Source organism: Flavobacterium album, assembly GCF_003096035.1.
Taxonomy (GTDB): Bacteria; Bacteroidota; Bacteroidia; order Flavobacteriales; family Flavobacteriaceae; genus Flavobacterium; species Flavobacterium album.
In genome coordinates, this window is the sequence record NZ_CP029186.1 from 2,918,481 (window position 1) to 2,940,471 (window position 21,991).

At 43.2% G+C, this 21,991-nt stretch carries 22 protein-coding genes; 8 read left to right on the forward strand and 14 right to left on the reverse strand.

Annotation, left to right across the window (positions count from 1 at the left end; all coding sequences use genetic code 11):
- Nucleotides 1-8 precede the first annotated feature (8 nt).
- From HYN59_RS13215 to HYN59_RS13235, 5 genes are all read left to right on the forward strand, one after another.
- A complete protein-coding gene (locus tag HYN59_RS13215; RefSeq protein ID WP_108778711.1) occupies nt 9-536 on the forward strand; it encodes a PH domain-containing protein in 528 nt (175 codons plus the stop codon).
- On the forward strand, nt 523-2,043 hold the full coding sequence (locus tag HYN59_RS13220) for a PH domain-containing protein (RefSeq protein WP_245895569.1): 1,521 nt from the start codon (nt 523-525) through the stop codon (nt 2,041-2,043). Before HYN59_RS13215 ends, HYN59_RS13220 begins: the two co-directional genes overlap by 14 nt.
- A 93-nt stretch (nt 2,044-2,136) precedes the next feature.
- Nucleotides 2,137-3,039, forward strand: coding sequence for a 1,4-dihydroxy-2-naphthoate octaprenyltransferase (gene menA, locus HYN59_RS13225; RefSeq protein ID WP_108778712.1), 903 nt, complete (start codon nt 2,137-2,139; stop codon nt 3,037-3,039).
- Between the two features lie 82 nt (nt 3,040-3,121).
- Entirely contained in the window at nt 3,122-3,799 is a 678-nt protein-coding gene (locus HYN59_RS13230) for a metal-dependent hydrolase (protein ID WP_108778713.1), read from the forward strand.
- 68 nt (nt 3,800-3,867) lie between these two features.
- Nucleotides 3,868-4,902 (forward strand): o-succinylbenzoate synthase, encoded by a 1,035-nt coding sequence (locus HYN59_RS13235; RefSeq protein ID WP_108778714.1) that lies wholly within the window; start codon nt 3,868-3,870, stop codon nt 4,900-4,902.
- 50 nt (nt 4,903-4,952) lie between these two features.
- Here HYN59_RS13235 and HYN59_RS13240 read toward each other — a convergent pair whose 3' ends face one another.
- Complete coding sequence (locus HYN59_RS13240) at nt 4,953-7,259, reverse strand: acyl-CoA dehydrogenase family protein (RefSeq protein ID WP_108778715.1); 2,307 nt, start codon at nt 7,257-7,259, stop codon at nt 4,953-4,955.
- A gap of 102 nt (nt 7,260-7,361) precedes the next feature.
- Complete coding sequence (gene nudK / locus HYN59_RS13245) at nt 7,362-7,946, reverse strand: GDP-mannose pyrophosphatase NudK (protein ID WP_108778716.1); 585 nt, start codon at nt 7,944-7,946, stop codon at nt 7,362-7,364.
- A 159-nt stretch (nt 7,947-8,105) separates the two neighbouring features.
- On the opposite strand from nudK, the gene HYN59_RS13250 reads away from it, so the two are divergent.
- The gene (locus HYN59_RS13250; protein ID WP_108778717.1) at nt 8,106-8,519 is read left to right on the forward strand and encodes a hypothetical protein; all 414 of its coding nucleotides are present in this window, start codon (nt 8,106-8,108) and stop codon (nt 8,517-8,519) included.
- 187 nt (nt 8,520-8,706) lie between these two features.
- Here HYN59_RS13250 and HYN59_RS13255 read toward each other — a convergent pair whose 3' ends face one another.
- Nucleotides 8,707-9,213, reverse strand: a complete 507-nt coding sequence (locus HYN59_RS13255) for a DUF2911 domain-containing protein (RefSeq protein ID WP_108778718.1) — start codon at nt 9,211-9,213, stop codon at nt 8,707-8,709.
- A gap of 164 nt (nt 9,214-9,377) precedes the next feature.
- Here HYN59_RS13255 and HYN59_RS13260 point away from each other — a divergent pair, with 164 nt between their 5' ends.
- Nucleotides 9,378-11,297 (forward strand): DUF294 nucleotidyltransferase-like domain-containing protein, encoded by a 1,920-nt coding sequence (locus HYN59_RS13260; protein ID WP_108778719.1) that lies wholly within the window; start codon nt 9,378-9,380, stop codon nt 11,295-11,297.
- A gap of 2 nt (nt 11,298-11,299) precedes the next feature.
- Nucleotides 11,300-11,902 carry a 3'-5' exonuclease gene (locus tag HYN59_RS13265; protein ID WP_108778720.1) on the forward strand — a complete coding sequence of 201 codons (603 nt, stop codon included), beginning with the start codon at nt 11,300-11,302 and terminating at the stop codon, nt 11,900-11,902.
- A 61-nt stretch (nt 11,903-11,963) separates the two neighbouring features.
- On the opposite strand, the gene HYN59_RS13270 is transcribed toward HYN59_RS13265, so the two are convergent.
- The 11 genes from HYN59_RS13270 to HYN59_RS13320 all read right to left on the reverse strand — a co-directional run bounded on the left by HYN59_RS13270 (nt 11,964) and on the right by HYN59_RS13320 (nt 21,926).
- Nucleotides 11,964-12,647, reverse strand: a complete 684-nt coding sequence (locus HYN59_RS13270) for a hypothetical protein (protein ID WP_108778721.1) — start codon at nt 12,645-12,647, stop codon at nt 11,964-11,966.
- Nucleotides 12,648-12,696: 49 nt separating this feature from the next.
- Entirely contained in the window at nt 12,697-14,964 is a 2,268-nt protein-coding gene (locus HYN59_RS13275) for an ATP-binding protein (protein WP_108778722.1), read from the reverse strand.
- A 4-nt stretch (nt 14,965-14,968) separates the two neighbouring features.
- Nucleotides 14,969-15,568 (reverse strand): biliverdin-producing heme oxygenase, encoded by a 600-nt coding sequence (locus HYN59_RS13280; protein WP_108778723.1) that lies wholly within the window; start codon nt 15,566-15,568, stop codon nt 14,969-14,971.
- 8 nt (nt 15,569-15,576) lie between these two features.
- Nucleotides 15,577-16,005 (reverse strand): response regulator, encoded by a 429-nt coding sequence (locus HYN59_RS13285; protein ID WP_108778724.1) that lies wholly within the window; start codon nt 16,003-16,005, stop codon nt 15,577-15,579.
- 131 nt (nt 16,006-16,136) lie between these two features.
- Entirely contained in the window at nt 16,137-16,781 is a 645-nt protein-coding gene (locus HYN59_RS13290) for a hypothetical protein (RefSeq protein WP_146185937.1), read from the reverse strand.
- 14 nt (nt 16,782-16,795) lie between these two features.
- Nucleotides 16,796-18,034 (reverse strand): tetratricopeptide repeat protein, encoded by a 1,239-nt coding sequence (locus tag HYN59_RS13295; protein ID WP_108778726.1) that lies wholly within the window; start codon nt 18,032-18,034, stop codon nt 16,796-16,798.
- Complete coding sequence (locus HYN59_RS13300; RefSeq protein ID WP_108778727.1) at nt 18,034-19,338, reverse strand: ATP-binding protein; 1,305 nt, start codon at nt 19,336-19,338, stop codon at nt 18,034-18,036. Before HYN59_RS13300 ends, HYN59_RS13295 begins: the two co-directional genes overlap by 1 nt.
- Nucleotides 19,339-19,473: 135 nt before the next feature.
- The gene (locus HYN59_RS13305; RefSeq protein WP_108778728.1) at nt 19,474-19,965 is read right to left on the reverse strand and encodes a 4'-phosphopantetheinyl transferase family protein; all 492 of its coding nucleotides are present in this window, start codon (nt 19,963-19,965) and stop codon (nt 19,474-19,476) included.
- Nucleotides 19,962-20,216 carry an acyl carrier protein gene (locus HYN59_RS13310; protein ID WP_108778729.1) on the reverse strand — a complete coding sequence of 85 codons (255 nt, stop codon included), beginning with the start codon at nt 20,214-20,216 and terminating at the stop codon, nt 19,962-19,964. Before HYN59_RS13310 ends, HYN59_RS13305 begins: the two co-directional genes overlap by 4 nt.
- Nucleotide 20,217: 1 nt before the next feature.
- Nucleotides 20,218-21,492 carry a beta-ketoacyl-[acyl-carrier-protein] synthase family protein gene (locus tag HYN59_RS13315; protein WP_108778730.1) on the reverse strand — a complete coding sequence of 425 codons (1,275 nt, stop codon included), beginning with the start codon at nt 21,490-21,492 and terminating at the stop codon, nt 20,218-20,220.
- The gene (locus HYN59_RS13320; protein ID WP_108778731.1) at nt 21,489-21,926 is read right to left on the reverse strand and encodes a 3-hydroxyacyl-ACP dehydratase FabZ family protein; all 438 of its coding nucleotides are present in this window, start codon (nt 21,924-21,926) and stop codon (nt 21,489-21,491) included. The genes HYN59_RS13315 and HYN59_RS13320 overlap by 4 nt, the downstream gene beginning before the upstream one ends.
- Nucleotides 21,927-21,991 lie beyond the last annotated feature (65 nt).

Sequence of the window (21,991 nt, forward strand, 5' to 3'; positions counted from 1 at the left end):
CCTGATCGATGGAAAATTTTACCAATGAATCTATCGACACCACATTGCTTCCAAAATTTGAGGAAGAAAAGCTGACGCCGTTACATCCATCATATTTAAAGGTCGTTTGGCTTAACCTTGCTATTATATTTATAGTTGTTGCATTGGCGGCCGGCACAATTTTTTATTTTGGAGAAGAAGTTCGTCCGTACTGGCTTCCGGTTGCTATAGCCTATTTTGTCCTGCTATCGCTTTCTGTACTAGTATCATACATTAATTTCAGGAACAGGGGTTTTGCTTTCCGCACACACGATGTAATATACCGGAGCGGCGCCATTGCTATAACGACGGCCATAATACCGTACAACAGGGCGCAGCACGTTGCCATGCATGAAGGCTGGCTATCGCGGCGGCTTGGCCTGGCAGAGGTGGAAATATTTACGGCAGGCGGTGATAAAAGCGATATAAAGATACCGGGGCTTGAAAAAGAGCATGCAGAGAATATTAAGCAGCTGCTTATGGGCAAAATCCTAAAACAGGATAATGATGACCAATGATTTCAGCCAGCCACAGCGGCAATCCCTGGTAGGGGTTGTCATTATGTTCGGGAATACCTTCCAGAAAACCGTACGTGCGCTTTGGCCGATACTGATCATCTGGGTATTAAAGATCAATCAGTTCAACAAAGCTTATCTTGGTATTGGCGCTTTGGCAGTATTTCTTCTGATAGCCATTATAGCTTATTTCAGGTACCTCAATTTTACTTTCCAATTGGATGAGGAAAATGAGGAGTTTATAATTAAAGAAGGTGTTTTCAATAAAACCCGGCTTGCCATTCCGCTGGACAAGATACAGCAGGTGAGCATCAACCAATCGTTGCTGCAAAGGATCATTGGGGTACATGCCCTTGAAGTAGACACAGCGGGGACCGGAAAAAAAGAGGTCACTATTAAGGCTATTTCCCACGAGCTTGCCATTTCACTGAAAGAACGCCTTCTCGACGGGGCACGCGATAGCAAAAGTGTTAATTATGCTATTGATGCCACTGTTGAAGAGAGGGAAACAGCAAAATCCCATGCTTTTATACAAATAAGCCTTTTGAGCCTCATAAAGACAGGCGTTACATCTAATTATGTGCGCACCTTCGCACTGCTGCTGGCATTTGTGATCACTACATTTCAGCACATTGATGAATACGCAGGGCTGGCGGGCTTTAGCACCGATCCGTTGGATGATTACATCACTGTAGAAGTTATGCTCAAATTTCTTGCATTCATCATAGTGGGTATAATGGCGCTCATTATTGTCATTAACCTGGTTAGGACTATCATTAAATATTTCGGATATAAGATAACCCGGCAAAAAGACTCCCTGTTATTATCGTATGGGCTCATCAATACCAAGAATACGATATTGCGCCCGGATAAAGTGCAGATTGTTACCGTAACCCGGAATTTCTTCCAGAAAAAGCTGGACATCCAGGACCTTAAGATCAGGCAGGCCTCCAACAGGGAGGCTAACAACCATGACCAGAAGAAAACAGCTATAGAAATACCGGGCTGCAATAATTCGGAAAAGGATGTATTGCTTGAATTCTTGCTTGGCGAAGTTCCGCATCGGGGTGTGGTGCTAAAGCCCAACATACGCAAGATGCTGGTTCCAACTGTCATATTTTTAATTATCCCGTTATCGGCCTATTTTTGGATCGCCAATACCGTTGGCCCGAAGCTGTTCAATTTTATATTGTTCTTACCGGCATATGTGCTTCTTGTCGGTGTCATGATCTATTTCGGGTTCAGGCACAGCAGGTTGTTTGTCAATGACGATTTTATTATCCGGCAAAGCGGTGCCTGGGATGTTGAAAATGATTTTGTTGCCCCGCACAAGATACAGACGATCTCGCTAACGCAATATTTCTGGCAGAAAGGTTCTGATATCGGCATCGTTTCACTGCATACGGCCGGTGGTACGATCTATTTCGGACTGGCAAATTATACAAAACTTAAGCAGTTCGTAAATTACTGGCTGTACCAGGTAGAAACAGGGAAGAAGCATTGGATGTAAACGTGAAGATTATTGGATATTAGACTGTTAGATTTTTAGACTTGGTAACAAATAACCAAATCCACAAATAACCAAAATAAACATTTATTAAAAATGTCAAATACAAAAGCATGGCTGCAGGCCGCACGTTTAAGGACGCTGCCATTATCGGTTTCCGGAATATTAGTAGGCAGTTTTTATGCCTGGTCAAAAGGATTAATGAACGGAGGCATACTTGCATTCGCGCTGCTCACGACGCTGGGGCTTCAGGTGCTCTCTAATTTTGCCAATGACTATGGCGATGGCGTGAAAGGTACGGATAATGAGAACCGCATAGGTCCGCAACGCGCTATACAAAGCGGTGCAATTACCGTGGAAGCTATGAAAAAAGGTATTATCATTACGGCACTGCTCACACTTATAACGGCGGTCACATTGATTTATCTTTCATTTGGGAAAGAGAATTTCACCTATTCCGTTTTCTTTTTCTTTTTAGGATTGGCTGCTATTGCCGCCGCCATAAAATATACTGTAGGGAGTTCGGCCTATGGCTACAGAGGTTTGGGCGACCTGTTTGTATTTATCTTTTTTGGATTGGTGAGCGTTATCGGCTGCTATTTTCTTTTTGCCAAAGAGATCGACCCGCTGATCGTACTTCCGGCTATTTCAGTTGGATTACTGAGCGTAGCAGTACTGAACCTGAACAATATGCGCGACCAGGTGTCGGATGCTATGTCGGGGAAGAACACACTGGTAGTAAAAATAGGTGCGGAAAAGGCGAAAATATATCATTATACTATCATAATTATAGCATTGGTATTGGTGCTATTATTCGCGGTACTTTGTAACTTTCAGCCTTTGCAGTACCTGTTTTTAATAGCATACATACCTTTCATTATGCACCTGAAAACAGTTGCCAAAAATACCGTACCGCGCGACCTCGATCCTGAATTGAAGAAAGTAGCATTAGGAACGTTTTTTATATCTTTACTCCTTTGCATAGTGCTTCAATTTTAGGATTGAATACCCCTGTTGCAGGCATCGGACCTCCGACCTCCGACATCGGACATAAATAACAAATAACTATATAACATCAACTATGAAAATTACTTTTTACGGCCACGCAAGCCTCGGGATAGAGGTAGGGGGCAAAAACATTATTGTAGACCCTTATATTACTGCCAACGAAATGGCATCACACATAAACATCAACGAGCTTAAAGCAGATTACATTCTGATCACCCACGCCCATGGCGACCATATTCTTGATGTTGAAGCAATTGCCAATAACACCGGCGCTACGATAGTTTCCAATGCTGAAATTACAAGCTATTATGAAAAGAAAGGCTTTAACGTGCACCCGATGAACCACGGCGGCAGCTGGAAATTTGATTTCGGTAAAGTGAAATATGTTACGGCAGTACACTCAAGCTCGTTCCCGGATGGCAGCTATGGAGGAAACCAGGGTGGTTTTGTGATCGAAAGCGAGCACAAGAATATTTATATCGCAGGAGATACGGCGCTTACCTACGATATGAAATTGATTCCTTTGCGTACGAAGCTCGATCTTGCCATCCTCCCGATAGGCAGTAATTTTACTATGGATGTGGAGGATGCCATTATTGCGTCCGATTTCCTTGAATGTGATAAAGTGCTTGGCTACCATTACGATACCTTTGGCTATATAAAAATCAACCATGAGGAATCCATCAAAAAATTCTTTGATAAAGGAAAAGACCTGATGTTGTTGCCAATTGGAGAATCAATAGAATTATAAATCTTTTTTGCCACGAATTACACAAATTATCACTAACTAAATTAGTGTAATTCGTGGCTGAAAATACTATGAATTGTAGCTACAAAAAATACATTCTCAACTTTAAGCGCCCCAGCGGAACATCACGCGGGGTGATGACGGAAAAAGAAACCTGGTTCATCATTCTTGAAAAAGAAGGTAAGCGCGGGATTGGCGAGTGTGGCCTGCTGCGTGGGCTGAGTGTTGATGACCGGCCCGATTATGAAGATAAGCTGAAATGGGCCTGCGAGAATATCCACCTGAGAGAAGAAAAACTTTGGGAAGCGCTGATTGAATTCCCCTCCATACAATTCGGACTGGAGACAGCTTTCCGCTCGCTTGAAGGTGAAACACCATACCTGTTATTCCCTTCGGCATTTACAAAAGGGGTTGAGAACATCCCGATAAATGGCCTGGTATGGATGGGAGAGGAGGCTTACATGAAACAACAGATCGAAGAGAAACTACAGCAGGGATTTACCTGTATAAAATTGAAGATAGGCGCTATAGATTTTGAAAAAGAGCTGGGTTTACTACGCTTCATTCGGTCGAATTTCAGTCCTGAAGAAATTGAGATAAGGGTTGATGCTAACGGTGCTTTTAGTGTAAATGATACTTTAGATAAGCTAAATCAATTGTCAGAATTTCAATTACATAGCATTGAACAGCCAATCCCAAAGAATCAAACTGACAGGATGTCAGAGCTGTGCAAAAACGCTCCTTTTCCTATTGCACTGGATGAAGAGTTGATCGGCGTGTTTGGTAGAGACAACAAAGAACAGCTGTTGCAAAAAATCAAACCCCAATATATCATTTTAAAGCCCAGTTTAGTAGGCGGTTTTCGGGGTACGAAGGAATGGATCGACATTGCCGAAAAATACAGTATCGGCTGGTGGGTTACGTCGGCGCTGGAAAGCAATATCGGACTGAACGCTATCGCGCAATGGACGTTCCTGCAAAATAACCCCATGCCACAGGGATTAGGCACCGGGGCATTATACACCAATAATTTTGATTCGCCGCTTGAAGTAACCAATGGCGAGCTTGCTTATAATCCTGACATTGATTGGGAAATAAATTTATAGCCCGATATGGTGTGCTATCGTTTCCAAATGATGATACATACAAAATAAGCTTATGCCTCAGCACTCTTCGTAGTAACTATTGGCGCCAGGCAGTTGTCCGGTATATTAAATGCATCCACCAATGGCACTGCATCCTGCCGTATCTCCCAGCACAACTGGCTTACAAGCTTGCGTACAGCTTTTGTCTTGCTGCCTTCCATGTAGCCCTGCTCAAGGTACCAGGCTTTATGCTCCTCAATTTTGTTCAGCGCGAAAAGGCAGTACAGTTTTTCGAGCACCTGTTTCAGGTCTTCATCAGCTACCTTGTCTAGCTGTATATGGAATTGCTCCAGTAATACCCTGTCAAGGTAGGCATCGGCGATCTGGAGCATGTGGGGGTGCATTACATTGGCGGCATCAAAGGCATCAAGGCCATCATCAATAAGCTTTTTAAAACGCCTTGCACCGGTGCTTACAATTTCTTTTTCGCGGTATTGAAAAGCTTGCAGGTGAAATTCAGGGCTTTTCAAATGCTCTTCATCGGTATTACGTGTAGTAAAAGGATTCTTTTCCACAACGGTTGTTTTTGCCTGATCCAGCACATAATTAAATATTGTAGCCACATTCATTTCCCCAAACTCTTTGCGGAATTCGCCCAGCCTGTTCTTGGCAGTGAGCTGCATTAGTACTGTATTATCACCTTCAAATGTAGTATATATTTCGGTGTCATTCTTTAGGTCGTCGATCCTGTTCTCGCTCAGGTAGCCTTTGCCGCCGCAGGCTTCTCGGCATTCCTGCAGGGTGTCGCGCGTATTCCATGTGGAGTAGGCTTTCATGCCTGCAGCAAGGGCCTCAATCTCCTGCATTTCTTCTTCTGTCCGTTCCACAAAGCGTTTGGTGAGGTATTGAAGCCCGAAATGTAAGGCATAGGCATTAGCGAGGTAGGGCATAAGCCTGCGTTGGTGCATCCTGTAATTGAGAATGGGTACCTCAGTGCCGCCTTCAGGTCCGAACTGTCTGCGCTTGTCGCCATATTTTATAGCAATGGCCAATCCGGTTTTGGCTGCTGCCAATGCCGACCTCGGGATACCTATACGCCCGCCTACAAGTGTACCCAGCATCGTGAAAAAACGCCTGTTGTCACTCGGGATAGGGGTTTCAAATTCGCCCGACTCGCTTACCTGTGCAAAACGGTCGAGCATGTTCTCGTAGGGAATATGTACATTATCAAAATAGATAATTCCGTTGTCTACGCCGTTAAGCCCCATTTTATGCCCGCAATCTTCAATGGTTACACCTGGCAATGTGTTTTTTCCCTTATCACGGATGGGGACAATAAAGGCATTTACACCATGATCTTTCCCATCAATTATAAGCTTTGCAAAAACAGTAGCCATTTCGCCATGGTTGGCCGCATTCCCGATATATTCTTTTCGGGCATATTTCTCCGGTGTATGAATGGTGAACGACCTGTTCTTATGGTCATAGGTTGCCGTGGTCTGGATGCCTTTTACATTTGACCCGTGATGCGTTTCGGTCATGGCAAAACAGCCGATAAGTTCCATTTTGCCTATTGCCTGAAGGTATTTTTTATAGTGCTTTTCAGTACCAAGTGACAGGATGCTCATTCCCCAAAGACCGAACTGCACTCCAAACTTGATAACAAGGCTCAGGTCGTGGTAGCTCAGGGTTTCCATAATAGAAAAATACCCCTCAATATCGTCTTTACCGCCGTGTGCTTTAGGATATGCATAAGAACCTAAGCCATTTTTAGCCAGTATTTTCGACCATTTCAGCACTTTTTCACGGTATTCCGGCACATCCGTTATGTTATTCAATGCAAATTCCTGGCTGCCAATCAGTTTTTTCACTGTTTTGATGATGTCCGCCTGGCTTCCGTCAAGAAAAGCCGTCATTTGGGTAACATTAAAGCTTTCAGCCGTCTTATATTTATCAGTTATAGTATCCCTTTTTTGGCGAAAGCCGGAGATCACCTCGCGGCTCATGATGCCAAGGCCCGATTCGAATTGTGCAAAAGAGGGGGCCATCTTTTGTATATCTTCTTCCTTGAACGATTCCCTTTCGGCATTGGCAATTAAAAGGCCCAACTCTGTAAAGTTACCAATCTTATTGTGGGATGCGAGCGCTGCATCGATCTTCTCCTTCCAATGAAAAAGTTCCGACCTGGAAGGAGGGGAGCCGGCATTGATCTTTGAACTAAGGAATTCTTTTTCTTCCTTGGTGAGCCATTCCTGTGAACTGATAAAATCACTGATAGTAGTTATTTCTTTTTTGCTAAGCACATCATCATGCCATGCAAAATAGATAAAAGGTAAAAATATAGTGAGTTTGGGATCGTTATTGAAAGTAATATCCATTCTGTAATTTTTTTAAATTTAAAAATAAGCAAATGCTTACAGAATGGATTTAAAATTGAGTTAAAAGGTGCTAAGGTTCTTAGAAGCTTAGGTACTGAGTTATTAATCATCTAAGAGCTTATGTATTTGCGCATATTGTAATAACATAACAGTTTTAGCATCTTTGATTTCACCCGAAGCAACCATTTCAATTGCTTTGGCAAAAGTTATTTCTATCACCTCGATATTTTCCTGTTCTTTTTCAACACCGCCGCCTTCGCCTGTTTTCATGGCATCGGAATAGGCAGCCACGAAGAAATACAGTATTTCGGTAACCGATCCGGGCGACATGTACACTTCCATTACTTTTTTTACATCGGTCACCGTATAGCCGGTTTCTTCCTCAGTTTCGCGGCGAATGCATTCTTCCGGATCGTGCTCATCCAAAAGGCCTGCGGGTGCCTCGATCATCATTCCGTCAGTATTACCATTGAACCATGTAGGAATGCGAAATTGCCTTGTAAGGATCACAGTACCTTTTTCCTTATTATATAAGAGTATCACAGCACCGTTTCCGCGATTATAAACTTCGCGCTCGTGGGTTTGCCACGAGCCATCCTTAAGGCGGTTTTCGTATTTAACCTTATTAAGCTTTCCCCAGTTTTCAGAAAGCACTGTTGTTTCTATAATCTTTACATTGTCAGACATAATAGTTCTTATTTGATTTGTTGCCTTATCAACGCAAATATGCAGCTATTATTTTAATCAGAAATTACAGTAAGTATATTTTTAGGGTATCTGCAAGGTGATAAGTACGGCTATTGAAAATCTTTTTATATTTACGTCCTTAACTAAAAAATTTCAAAAATGAAAAAATTACTTGTTTGCTTACTGATGGCTTTTGCAATGAATATGGCAGCACAGGATAAGCAGGTGCCGTTGTCGATCAGGAACTTCGAATTGTATTCGATCCTAAAAAAATCAAATTCATTTAAGGATTTCCCGGCATTGCCTGAAACAGTTACCGAACATTATGCAGGCGGCCAGTTATTGTATACAGCTGCTGAAACAGATAAATTTACACTACAGATCATGGCCGATGGCGAGTTCCGTTTTAAAATGAAGAAACCAGCGCCATCAATGACCGACAGTACATATTATATTCGTTTCCCAAACAACCAGGTTTTTGGTTACGTGATGCACACGCTTAAAACAGGCGTTGTTCAGGTTACCGTATACCAGGGCGAGAAGTTCGTTTATACAGGCGACATCAAGAAATAAGTTTAAAAGCAATTAAAAGCGGGTTTATGCCCGCTTTTCAATATTATATAATTGAACTATAATATATATTATGTAAAATAATAAATCAAGAAACACTTCTTCTTTCTATCTGCTAATGAATTGTTTCTAATCAAAAAAGCACATTGCCCTATCAGGATAATGTGCTTTAAAAATTCTAAGTATAGACTTATTTTATCTTCACAGGGATATCTAAATTTTCCCAGATTAGTGTCACGTTATCTTTATTAATCGTGTAAATCAAGCTTTCGTTCATCTTAGCCGATTTTTTTGTTTTAACTGTAACACGAATCTGGTCTTTTGATTCGTCATAATTATTAAAGCCAATTGTTGGATCTTTTCCAAAGATCACTGTAGCCGATTCTTTTTCAGGAATTACATAGACCGCATATTTTCCTGCCGGCAGTTCTTTGCCTTCAACCATCAGCGCTTTATCGGTTTCAAACGTTGTTGGCTTATTGGCACCTGCACGCCAAACTTTTCCGTATGGCACAAGCTCGCCCCAGATAACCCTTCCTTTTACGAACGGGCTGCTGTAGTTAATGGTGATGTTCGCCCCGTTGATCTTGCCTGTAGCCGTTGCCGGAGGGCTTGCCGGTTTCTTATCCTGTGCTGTTACTAATGTTGTTGTAAGTACTGCTATAAACAGCATTACGGTTTTAGTGATTAATTTCATGGTTATTTAATTTATTTGTACTGTAAATTTAAGAATTGCGTTGTTACCGGCTCAGTCTTTGCTGACTGATAAAAGTAATTTTAACAAACCTTTATGTTTTTCCTGTAAGCATTCTTTTTGCAAAACCCGAAAAAAATGTATATTTAGATTTCAATTGGCTAATTATGAAAAACCCTGTTGCCCAAGGCATTGCCGATTTTTTAAAGCATTTCCCTCCTTTCAGCAGCCTGGAATATACCGGCCTGATGGATATTTCCGCCCAGTCGAAAGTAATCTACCTCGAAAAGAACCAGGTATTATTTAAAGGAGGTGATGCTACCCATGCCGATTTTTATGTGGTAAAAGACGGCGCTGTAGGCCTTTCGCTTACTTCAGATGCCGAAGAGACCCTTATCGATAAATGTGACGAGGGCGACATCCTCGGCCTCCGACCTTTCTTTGCCAAAAATGACTACCTCATGACAGCCCGTGCGCGCGAGGAGTCAATTATATACGGTATACCTATCGAAGTATTCAGGCCTTATATTACGGGCAATCCCAAAGTTTTGGAGTTCCTTTTGGAAAGCTTTGCCTCACAGACCCGGAATCCTTATGATAAAGAACGCAGTGGCAAGCTGATGGCTGAAAATGTGGTTTTTAGCGACCAGGTAGCCGATATACAGTATTTCCAGCCTATAAAATACACACGCAACCCCATCACCGCGAATGCTGATGATGTATTGAAATTCATCGCGAAGACCATGGCAAACAGTGCTGTGGGAAGTGTTATCATTCAGGAAAACCAGCTGCCAATAGGCATTATTACCGACAGGGACCTTCGCTCGAAGATTGCTACCGGATTATTATCCATAGATGTAGAAGCACGCGAGGTTATGACCAGCTCTGTGATCACTGTTCCCGAAAATATTTCAGTCGCCGAAGCCCAGATGCTGATGCTTAAACATGATGTGGGCCATCTTTGCGTAACCCGTGATGGCAGCGACAAATCGCCTGTAAGCGGCATAATTTCCGAACATGACGTAGTGGCCGCGCAAACCAATACCCCCGGCGTACTCCTGAAACAAACCCGCAGGGCTTCCAACGCCAAGGAGCTTAAATATGTGCGGGAAAAACTTACCGACCTTATACAAAGCTCTATTGACAGCCTTATCCCTATTTCGCACATATCCAACATTGTAGCTGAGATAAATATAGCCATTACCCGCCGTGCCATCGAGTTGGCGGTAGAAAAAATAGGCTCCCTCCCTCCTGTCCGGTTTGTGTGGATGAACATAGGCAGCCAGGGGCGTAAAGAACAGCTGTTGTTGACCGACCAGGACAATGCACTTATTTTTGAAGATGTAGAGCCTGAACAGTATAATAATGTAAAAAGATATTTTCTTGAGCTGGCCGAAATGGTTATCGAATACCTTGGCAAAGTTGGCTACGAACCTTCTCCCAACAAATTGCTGGCCAGCAATCCCCAATGGTGCAAATCGCTGACAGACTGGATGAAGCAATACGATGCCTGGATAAATACACCTGCAGAAAAAAATGTAGAAGTGAGCACAATCTTCTTTGATTTTGACTTCATTTACGGGGCGCCGGCCATAGAAGATGCGCTTTCGTCGCATATCGGAATGAACATTTCGCGTAACAAAAAATTCTTTGCCTACCTCGCTTCGGATACACTCCAAAACCCTCCCCCTTTGGGTTTTTTCAGGCAATTCCTTGTAGAAAGCGACGGGGAGCACAAAGATTATTTCGATATTAAGAGCCGCGCTATCGAACCGCTTACTGATGCTGCACGACTGCTTGCATTAAGCATGAACCTTATAGAGATCACGAATACTTACCACCGCTTTAAAAAGCTGGCAGAGCTGGAGCCAAAAAACGCAGAGCTTTATGAAGAATGTGCAGAAGCGTTCAATACTCTCATGCGTTTCAGGACAGAAGAAGGACTGTTAAACAATTCCAATGGCAAATACCTGAATTTAAATGAATTATCAAAGTCAGATAAAGTAAAGCTTAAAAACTGTTTCCAGCCAATAAGCGATATTCAGGATATGATAAAACACCGATTTTCACTAACCTCTATTAAATAATCATGGCATTCGACTGGCTTACAGGTGGCAGTACGCCCCAATTCTGGAAAAATTACGTTGCCCTTTTTGAGGGTGATGACAAAGAGCACAGGCGTTATGTGGTTTTTGATATGGAAGCTTCCGGGCTCGACTGGAAGGAAGATGTTATATTGTCCATAGGGGCTATAGGCGTTGTGGGCAATGCCATAGAGGTAGGCGATTTTTTGCAGGTTTTTGTGCAGCAGGATAAGTTCACTACTCAGTCGGTAGCACTAAGCGGGGTACTAAAAGAACCAAAAGCCGAAAAATTCGTGGAGGCCGAAGCCATGATACAGTTCCTTAATTTTGTAAAGGATGCCACATTGGTCGGCCATAATGTGAACCTGGACATCGAAATGATCAACCAGGCGCTAAAGAGACTCGATCTGGGCCGGCTCAAAAACCCTATTATGGATACCAACACGCTTTACCAACGCTGGAAAGACCTGCCGGACGACAGTCATATAAGCCTGGACGAATTGTGCGATGTCCTGAAAATAGGTAAAAGCGACCGTCATACTGCATCCGGAAATGCATATACAACAGCGCTTGTTTTTCTAAAATTGAAGCGGAAATTGGGAATATAAATCACTATAAAGATGACTGCTTTGCCTACAACAGCCTAGACTAAGATATAGTTTTGAATGTCTAACCCACAAGCTGAAGCCTGAGCCATTCTTCTAACTCCCCTAATTTTTCCTGTGAAATAAATTTCTTGTAGTCATGCAGCCTTTGCAGTAGGTTTTCATACTCTTCCTCTTCATAATATCTTTCCTTAAGATCATCGCCATCATTAATTATTTCAAGATGGTGCAACATCATCTCATTGCATTTTTCAATATAGTAGTCGGCGATGAGCTGTCCGGAATATGCGTAATTCGCAAATAAATATTCTTCAAAATCATAACCCCAGTCGGCATAATTCGTTTTAGTTTCAAATAAAAATTTTCCCTTTTTAATCTCATACCTACTTATAATGTGATCCCAAATTACATAGAATAAAGCATCATCTAAATACGGTGTCAACTCCTCCAGAAACTTCTCAAAATTAATAAATCCATGCTTACTGCCATCCTGAACAGAAAGGTATATGCCTGGTTCCCCGCAGTCGATTATTCTTTCAGTAGTATACATTGCAAATCTTTCAATTTTTCCATCGGTAGAGTTTATAATAAAGGTATCCTGAGAAAAACCCCGTGCTTCATTATAAACATTTTTACTTGCAGGATATTTTTCTAAAAATGAATTTGCCTTCTCTTTACTAACCTTAAGGATGGATCCGGAATTTAAAACCCTTGGTTTTAACTGATATACTTCATGCAATGTTCCCATCCTGATAATTCCAGATTAGTTTGATTGTTCAACTTGCTTTTAACTGATATTATATTTCGTTTACGGGAAAATATAAACTTATAACAGCACCTTTTCCTAATTCCCCGGAAGCCGTAATATAACCTTTATGGTTTTGCATGATCTTCCTGCACAGCGCTAAGCCGACACCGGATCCCTTAAACTCTGAAGACGCATGCAGCTTTGTGAATATATTGAATATCGATTCGGCATACTGCTGTTCAAACCCTATACCGTTATCAGTAACATGGATCACCTGATACCTGTGCTTATCTTCGGGAGTATAAGCCATAAGCTTTTTTTCGCCAATTATTTTTACCATAGGTGGCTGCCTGTCCGGTGATGAATATTTGATCGAGTTAGCTATTAGATTTGAAAATAATTGCTTCAGCAAAAATGGAATGCCCTCAATTTTAGGCAGGTTTTCAGCAATTACTTGTGTAGAATGCTCTGCGATCGTCTCAGTCATGTCTTCTTTTACTTCATCGATAATCGATGCCAGGTCGACCAATTCAAGTGAATCATCCGTATGTTTCAGCTTCGTGTATTTGAGTATATCCACGAGCAATGTCTGCATTCGCTGTGCCGATGTATTCATCCGTTTAAGTGAATCCTGCAGGTTTGGCGACATATCCGCTTCCTTGCTTAAAATGCGGGATGAAATGAGCTGGATTTTCCGCAAAGGCTCCTGAAGGTCATGCGTGCTTATCCAGTTGATGTTTTCCAGTTCAGAATTGGTCTGCTTCAGCAACTCGCTCAGCTTACGGTATTTTTCCTCTTCCAAAGAGATAATGAGCAGGTTGATATGCCGTTGGAGGCTGAAAGCATAAGCAGCCGCAGCATCTGTTTCAGGCTGCAGCCATGGCTTGCTCTTACAGCTAACAATCTCCTTCCAAAGCGCAAAGGAGTTCCTTGGGGAAAGCCCTTTTTTGTCTTTTATAATCGATTTTGCTGGGTCACCCGCCCAGTTTACCTCTGTAATGGTTTCGGGCCTGAACCAAATGATACAGTTATTACTGTCTATATCCAGTGAGTGGTAAATGATACCCGAAGCTTTCTCGCAGGTGCTTTTCATTTCAGGCAGGTAGTCAATAAGCTTGTCAGTATGGAAGCTGCTATTTACAGTATAAGTTGCCAGCCAGTTGGCCAGCTGCTTTATTTCGTCATCTTCCGGTGCGATCCCGCTCTTGTATACTTTGTCATTAAATACGATCGATATACCAGATGCATTGCAAAGCTTGAGAATATCCTGAGCATCTGCAATTTCCTGTAAGGCAGAAGCGCTTCCCAGGCTAAACGTATTCATTTTTTCCAGGGAAAGATTTACTTTCCTAGCTTCTTCATACTCTTCAGATGACTGCCTGACATCTATTTGTGATGTGATGAAGTGGCCCTGCAATTGTGCTGCAAGGCGGATTTCAGGGCTTATATTTTTAGCTGAATAATGATGGCAGGCTATCAGCCCCCATAGCTTTTTTTTATGGATAAGCGATATGGTGAGGGTTGCCCCCACCCCCATGTTATGCAGGTATTGTACATGGATAGGCGATGTACTGCGCAAAATAGAAAGGCTAAGGTCGAGGTTTTTATTTTCACCGTCATCTACGGTAAATATAGGAACCGGCGTATAGTTGATATCGGTAATAAGCCTTAAAAGGTTTTGCATATACAATTCCCGTGCCTGTGGTGGTATGTCGGTATGCGGGTAATGCAGTCCAAGGAATGGCTCAAGGTCTTCCCTTACGCTTTCGGCAAACACCTCGCCATTATAATCTTTATCAAAACGGTATATCATTACACGATCATAACCTGTCACCTCGCGCGTACCTTTTGCAACAAGGCCGCAAAGCTCTTTTAGTGTATGCGTATCGTGCATATAGGTAAGGAACTGCGAGGTTTGGTCGTATACCTCACTTGCGTCCCTGATATCCTTACTTACAGGTTCCGCCTCAAGGATATAAACAGTGTTATTATAGTGAACAGTGCATAAGAACTCACTGCCGTTAAGCTGCAGCCTCAATAACGATGATGACAGCATATGGCCGTTAGCTATATAATCCCTGAGCTGCTTTAGTGCGTCATCGCCAAAAGCTGCTGAAAAAGTGTTTCCTAATAATCCCGAATAGGTGCGGCCAATGAAAGCCTCACAGTTCTCACTGCAAAAGTCGATGGTAAAAGTACCTTCCTTAAGCCCAAGCAGAAAGCCGTGTGGCTGTATGCTGCCGGGTATGTGTATCGGTTCCTGTTCGCAATTGGTGAGGTTGACAATCTCACGGTTTACAATATCCTTTATCTTCATACAGCTATTGAGGTGCGTTTGACCTGAAATGTGCGTTTATTGCATCAAATGTAAAATTGGCCCCTTCTATAATTTCAGAGGCACATTGGTTTTCGGCTTCATATTGTGATAATGCCGAAAGGAAATTTTTCCAGTAACTGCCGGTCTGGCCGCCATACCCTGCAAAATAGGAGGCGCCATTCTCTGCATCATAGCCGAGTGCAGCACTGATATTTTTAAGGATGACCCTGCCGCCCAGTGAAGAGCCCTCTACAACATACATTATACCAAGGGCAAAACCCGTAGATATTTCTTTAAGGTTGCGGGTTACCGGCCTGCTGTGCGTACCGATTTCAATACCTAATACAGCAAGGTCGGCATCAATATGATGCGTTTTGCTGCGCTGCATAAGATCCGGGATGATGCCTTCCAGTAAAGGAAAAATATTCTCCTCGGTATCTGCCGTTACGTCGCGCATCAGCTTAAGATACCCGGCATATTCGCTGTTGGTAACATTTGTATCTGTTACCGAAGCTGAAATGGGCAGTTCTTCAAGGTCTGTATGGGATTTGGCTGTAGCCTGGCGTAAATTGTCTAAAAAGGGGACAGTGGTCGTTCCGTTCATTATATAGATCAGTAGCTGTAAACAAAATTTTTATCGTCCGGGACAAAGCTTCCCCAGTTTATTCCGAGGGCATGCTCGATAGATCTTTTCAATTGATCAAAAACCCCCGACTTAGGCACATAATAACTGGCACCGAGCTCCCTGCTTTTCTTTATCGTATCCTCATCTCCCGAGGTTGAAAACATTACAATGGGAAGTTCTTTATCAGACTGCCTTACTTTTTGAAGTATATCCAGCCCCGTCATTCCGGGCATATTAATATCCAGAAATATAAGATGCGGGTGCGGTGGTGGGTTGTTGAGTGCATGCAGCAGCTGTGAACCATTATTTTGTGTAACTACGCTCACATCGGCATCAATTGTATCTACAATCTCCTTAAAGAATTCTAAATCATCCTGGTCATCATCCGTGTAAAATATTGTGAATCCGCTCTTCATTATCCAGTTGTATTAAATTAAAAATTGCAATAAGGCGATGAGTACCAAAAATAGTTAAATTGCAACTAATACCCCTGAATCGCGGGGAATATTAAGAAAGCTTTAACGTATGTCCCACGTTTTAAAACCTATCATTTACAGTTTTTATCGACCATGATCAGCTTTTTCAGCTTAATGAATTGCACGAGGCGCGTGCGTGTTATGACTTTGCCTTTCTCATCGGTTACATTACATTCCTTTAAAATTCCATTTGGCATCTTTTCTTTTTCTTCCCAAAAACGGTAGCCGATATCGTCCGGAGGCAGTGAAGGAAAATTTAGGTAAAGGCTGTTGTCCATTATGTAATGTTTGGTAAATATCTCGCGGTTCTCTGTTTTTCTCCTGTTCACAGGCTTCAATACTACATGACTGAAGGATCGCTTATCAATAACAGTGTCGTTTTTTGGTACCAGTTCGAAATCCCTGACTTTCTCTGTCTGGGCGAAAGTTCCGCTACGTGGGCATTTCAGGCTGATCGCTTCCACAAAGAAATCATCTTTTGCGATGGTGCCGTAATAATATTTGCCTCCTGCCAGTACCAGCGTCATTCCTACCTCCTTACCCATTTCATTAACTATCATCATATAACTGCTCTTAGTCGAACTCATAAAACAGTAATGACTCGACTTTGGACTCCCCTTTTCCGTTAAATGCTCAATCTCATATTCCATCACATAATCAAAGGCATAGCTTTGCTGGCCGTAACCTGTAAAGCAAATAAGCAATACCATTATCATTTGCTTCAGGTTTTTCATCTCCTTGTTACAAAGAAGTTAGCCAGGAATTGGAACGCTACGAGCCCTATCAGGTACACTGTCGCTAGGTCTTCCATAAGAATGCCTTTTACAAACACCATAGCCACAGCCGTTGCGCCTGAAAGGAACATAACGGCGTTATAACCAAGGAACAATCCCGATGGCTTTGCGAACAGCTTGCTCAACGGTATCATCATGGTAAACGCAAAGAATGCAAGGATGATATACTGGTCTTGACCTGTTATGAAGTAAGTAAGGCCACTTAATAGCGATATGAGCAGGAAGGCTCCTATAATCGAAGAGCTTATCTTTTGCTTTTTGTCCAAAAGGTGTTTCCCGTAAGGATTTAATAGCAGGAACAAATTACTCAGCGGGGTGATGATCCATGTCGAAAAAGCAAAGATGAAAAGCAGCATGACCAAAGGATACAAAAACGGCTGCAATGCTTCATTGGAGTCTGCCAATGCGCGTAATGCCCTTGAACCGAAATAAAAGCCAAGTATGAACAGCCACTGGTATTTTGCGCCCATGTTCGACATCCAGAACGAGTATTGCAGGAACCACCTGTAAACCAGAAAACGTGCTTTCAATGCTTCCGTCATCCCGGCTTGTGCGTGGGGCGAATTGGGGTCGTTCTTCAGCGCTTCGCTAAAATGGTCGAGTGCCTTTTTGGTCTCGCCTTTTTCCAAAAGCCCCCAGCCGTAGTTAGCGTGCGTATAGGCATTATTAGGATTCTCATTCAATGCTTCGGCAATGGTATCAAATGATTCCTCCTTCCTGTCGAGTTTCAGCAATGCCGTACTGCGCACATTCAGGGCAAAAATATGGGAAGAATCAAGCGCCAGTGCCTGGTTGGCAATATCCAGTGCCTCACTGTATTTTTTACGCACCAGTTTTATATGTGCCCAAAAGGCAAAATATTCTGCCTGGTACGGATCCATGCTGATGGCTTCGGTTATATATTTCTCAGCCTCTGTTATTTTCTCCTTTCCCAGGTACAGCCTCGATTTCAGGAAAAAATAATGGCTTGCCGTTGGGTGCAGTGCTATCGCACTATTTATGAGTTCTTCTGCCCTGGCATAATTTTCGTTATGCAGGCTTATCTCACTCAGCAGGTACAGCACATAGTCATCGTTCGGGTTTGCCCTGATGAGCTCGCCCAGTATCTTTTCGGCATCGTTATAGCGTTGCTGCTGCAGGAGCAGCATGGCTCTTTCCAAAAGGCCTTCCGTCATTATTTCTTTATTTTTAGGTAGGACAGCACATCATTGTACAGCCCGGATTCATTGGCATACAGCGCAAAATTCTTCGCAGAGACAAACCATTCTTTTGTACTGGCGTTGTGTTTTTTTATGGCATTCGCCAAATCTTTTTCCTGTATAGGTTCCGGGATACCGGTTTTAAACGATTCTTCCAGCTTGCTTTCAATGGCGATATCAATAATAGCCTCAATATCAGCGCCCGAGTAATTTTCGGTCTGTTTGGCCAGTTTGCCAAAATTGATGCTACCTACCGGTTTACCTTTTAATTTGATATTGAAAATAGACTCCCTCGCTTCTTCATCCGGCGGCGGGATAAAGATAATCCTGTCAAACCTGCCCGGCCTCCTGAAAGCAGTGTCCAAATGCCAGGGTGCATTGGTAGCACCCAGTACGAGTATGCCGTCATTATCCGACTCCATACCATCAAGCTCCTGCAAGAACTGGTTGATCAGGTGGCGCGAGCCCGAATTCTTCATGTCGCTCCGGCTTGCCCCCAGTGCATCTATTTCGTCAAAAAACAAAACACATGGCTTGTTCCTTCGTGCGGTCTCAAATACTTCATGCAGGTTTTTCTCGCTGTTGCCTATCCACATATCGAGAATGTCATTCAGCCCGACGCTGATAAAATTAGCGTTGATCTCCCCTGCTGTTGCTTTGGCAATAAAAGTCTTGCCGCAGCCTGGAGGGCCGTACAGCAGTATCCCGCCGCCTGTTTTCTTGCCGTATGCCTTATACAGGTCGGCGTGGTTCAGCGGGTGGATTATCTTTAGCTCGATCTCTTTTTTAATCTTTTCCATACCGCCCACATCACCAAAGTTGGTTTTGGGTTTGGTAAGGAATACATTGTTCTCTTCTTCCTGGAATTGCGGCTGCGGCCCCATGCCTACTCGCAGTTCAGCATCGAGCTCGTCATCGGTATAGCCGGGAATCATTTCCAGTACTTTTCGGTAGGTGTCCACAGCCTGTTGGTACAGGTTTTCCCTAAGCAATGTTTTGGCATAAAGCACCAAAAAGTTAATGTTGTCGGGGTCGCTGTGCAGTGCATCTTCAAGTATCACGCTGCAGGTAGCATATTGTCCTTGTCGGAAATAGGTTAGTGCCAGGCCGTATTTGGCTCCGGGGTGGTTTTGCTGTGACAGTACTTCTTTATATTCTTTTTCAGCTTCTTCAAGCCTGTTAAGGTTCAGCAGGCTTTCAGCTAAATGTAGTCGTAAGGGGATGTTGGTTGGCGAGAATTTCAGTGCTTCCCGCAGGCTTTCAATCGCGTTATTATCCATTGTAAATTAAATATGCGCTAATTTAATTTTTCGCGGATAAATTAAAAAGGAAAAAGGGCTTTAAATTATTACAATGTAAAAAAGGGTACACTGTTGACGCTGATTTTAGCGAATATAGTATATTAAATACTCTATTTAATCACATACGGAAATAACCCTGCGGTACCTGCCGTGGTGGCTTACCGATGCCGGAAGCAGTTTCTTTTTGTCCCGGATAAATGGCAGGCCGCCTTCACCCTTTATAATTTCAGGGTTTACCGGTTCGTGTATCTTTTGGGAGTTGTCGGCAACAGCCACTGTATGCAGCGCATCATCTGAAATGGATGTCTGCGTATGATATTTAAAATCCCCGCAAACCACTTTCCCCATAAAATTTTCCGAGTCTAAAACTTTAACCGAGCAATGCAGCAAGTGCGGAATAAAAGCCCTCGTCCGTGTCTGGCGGTTCCAGGCTTTGTAGGCGGCTTCCTTCATGCTCCAAAGCACCCACACCATAGTTTCCTGTTCGGGATGGTTCGCAATAGCCTGCTGCTCCTCTTCAGAAAACAGCCTTTGCAGGAAGCCTTCCCGCTGCCAGTTACTTTCCTTTTTTGCCGCTGCAAGGTCAATTACGTCGTTGCCTATCATTTTTCAGCAAGCTTAGCTTCTATGATGTCAAGGGCTGCCTTTACGGTCAGCATACGCTCCATCTCTTCATTTTCTATCCTGATGTCAAATGCGGTTTCAATATCCAATACAATATCAACCAGGTTGGCCGAATTGATTTTGAGGTCGTTTATAAAATCGGTGTCTTCTGTAAGTTTGTCATACACTTCTACCTCAGAGGTATAGGGTTTTATGATGGCTTTCAGCTTGCCTGTAATCTGTTCTTTATTCATATCATTTTGTGAATTTCTTAAATATAATGCAGGCATTCACATCGCCAAAACCGAAACTGGCTTTCGCCAAAATATTTATTTCCGTGTTAATTTTTTGTTGCGGAATCTTTAAAAGATCAACCAAAGATACAATTTCCGGATGGATATCCTCACAATTTATGTTCGGGAAGATAAAGCCTTCGTGCAGTTGCAGCACCGATGCCACGCACTCTACGCTACCCGCCCCGCTCAGGCAATGCCCCGTCATGGATTTTAATGAGTTGATATACGGGAAATCTGATCCGCTCCGGCCCAAAGCTTCCACCCAGTTCTTTATTTCAAGGCTGTCTTTTGATGTGGCAGTCAGGTGTCCATTAATGGCATCAATATCGCTTGCCGCAATGTCCGAATCCCAAATGGCCTCCGTAATACAGCGCTGTACCGCAATGTTATTGGGCGCGGTCATAGTGCCTTCTCCCCTTTGCCCGCCGGAATTCACGTGCCCGCCGAGTATCTCGCCATATATTACAGCGCCTCGTTCCAGTGCACTTTCCAGTTCTTCCAGTACCATTGCCCCCGCCCCGCTGCCCGGCACAAACCCCGATGCCGATGTGCTCATCGGTCGTGAGCCTTGTTCCGGTGTTTCGTTATGCTTAAAAGTGCATACCCGCATTGCATCAAAGCCGGCCCAGATGTAAGGCCCGCTGTCGCCCGTGCTTCCTGCCAGCATTCGTTTGGCATGTCCGCACTTTATACGTTCATAAGCCATCAGGATGCTCTCCGTTCCCGTCACACAGGCGGATGAATTCGTCGTTATCTGGTTGCCCAGCCCCAGCTTGCCGCCCAAATAGGCGCTTATGCCGCTATTCATGGTCTGGGCTACAACGGTGCTGCCCAAGCGGCGTGTCTGCAGATCGTCTATCTTATAAATGCTTTCGCGAAATTTATCAATGCCCGATGTTCCCGAACCGAAAATAATACCACTGTCCCAATCGGGTTCGTCGCTGGTATTTATTTCCAGTCCGGCATTAGCCCAGGCTTCCATCCCTGCAATAAGACCATACAAAATCCCGGTGCTGTTGAAGCCACGCAATTCCAGTTCAGAGAAATACTTTGCTTTTAATTCGTCTGTTATCTCTGGCCTGCCCGCAATCTGGCAGGAAAACTGTAACCTTTCCAGTTCCGCATCGTGTTTTATACCGGATATCCCATTTTTAATGGCATGGGTAAACACAGGAATGCCGACCCCATTTGGAGCGGCAATGCCAAGACCTGTTATTACAACCCTCCTGTTCATTTATTGTTCGTTATCAGGCCTGCAATCGTCCCTTTGCAAACGTCGTCACCGGCTTCGTCTCTCATTACTACCCTGCATTTCAATTTACCGAAACGGAAATATATTTTTTCTGAAACCACAGTAACTTTTTCATTAGGATAAACCGGTTTTAAAAATTCTATTTCATTTGATGTTAAGGCAATTGCGATATTTGTATTCAATTCATTATTTAATAAAAATATACCCAGGCAAACAACCCCGATCTGTGCCATGCATTCCGTCAAAATCACGCCGGGCGTTACGGGATGGCCTTTGAAATGCCCACTGTAAAAATTAAGATTTTTATCAAAAGTGTACGTTCCGGTTATGCCGCTTTCATCTATATGCAGAAGCTCATCCACAAAGAGGAAAGGCTTTTGGTAAGGGAGTTTTGTAAGGATTTCGTTTTTATTCATTATCGTTTTTCCTCCTGCAAGGTTTTCAAAACCTTGTAGGTTTTATTACTAAATGTTTTCTGTAC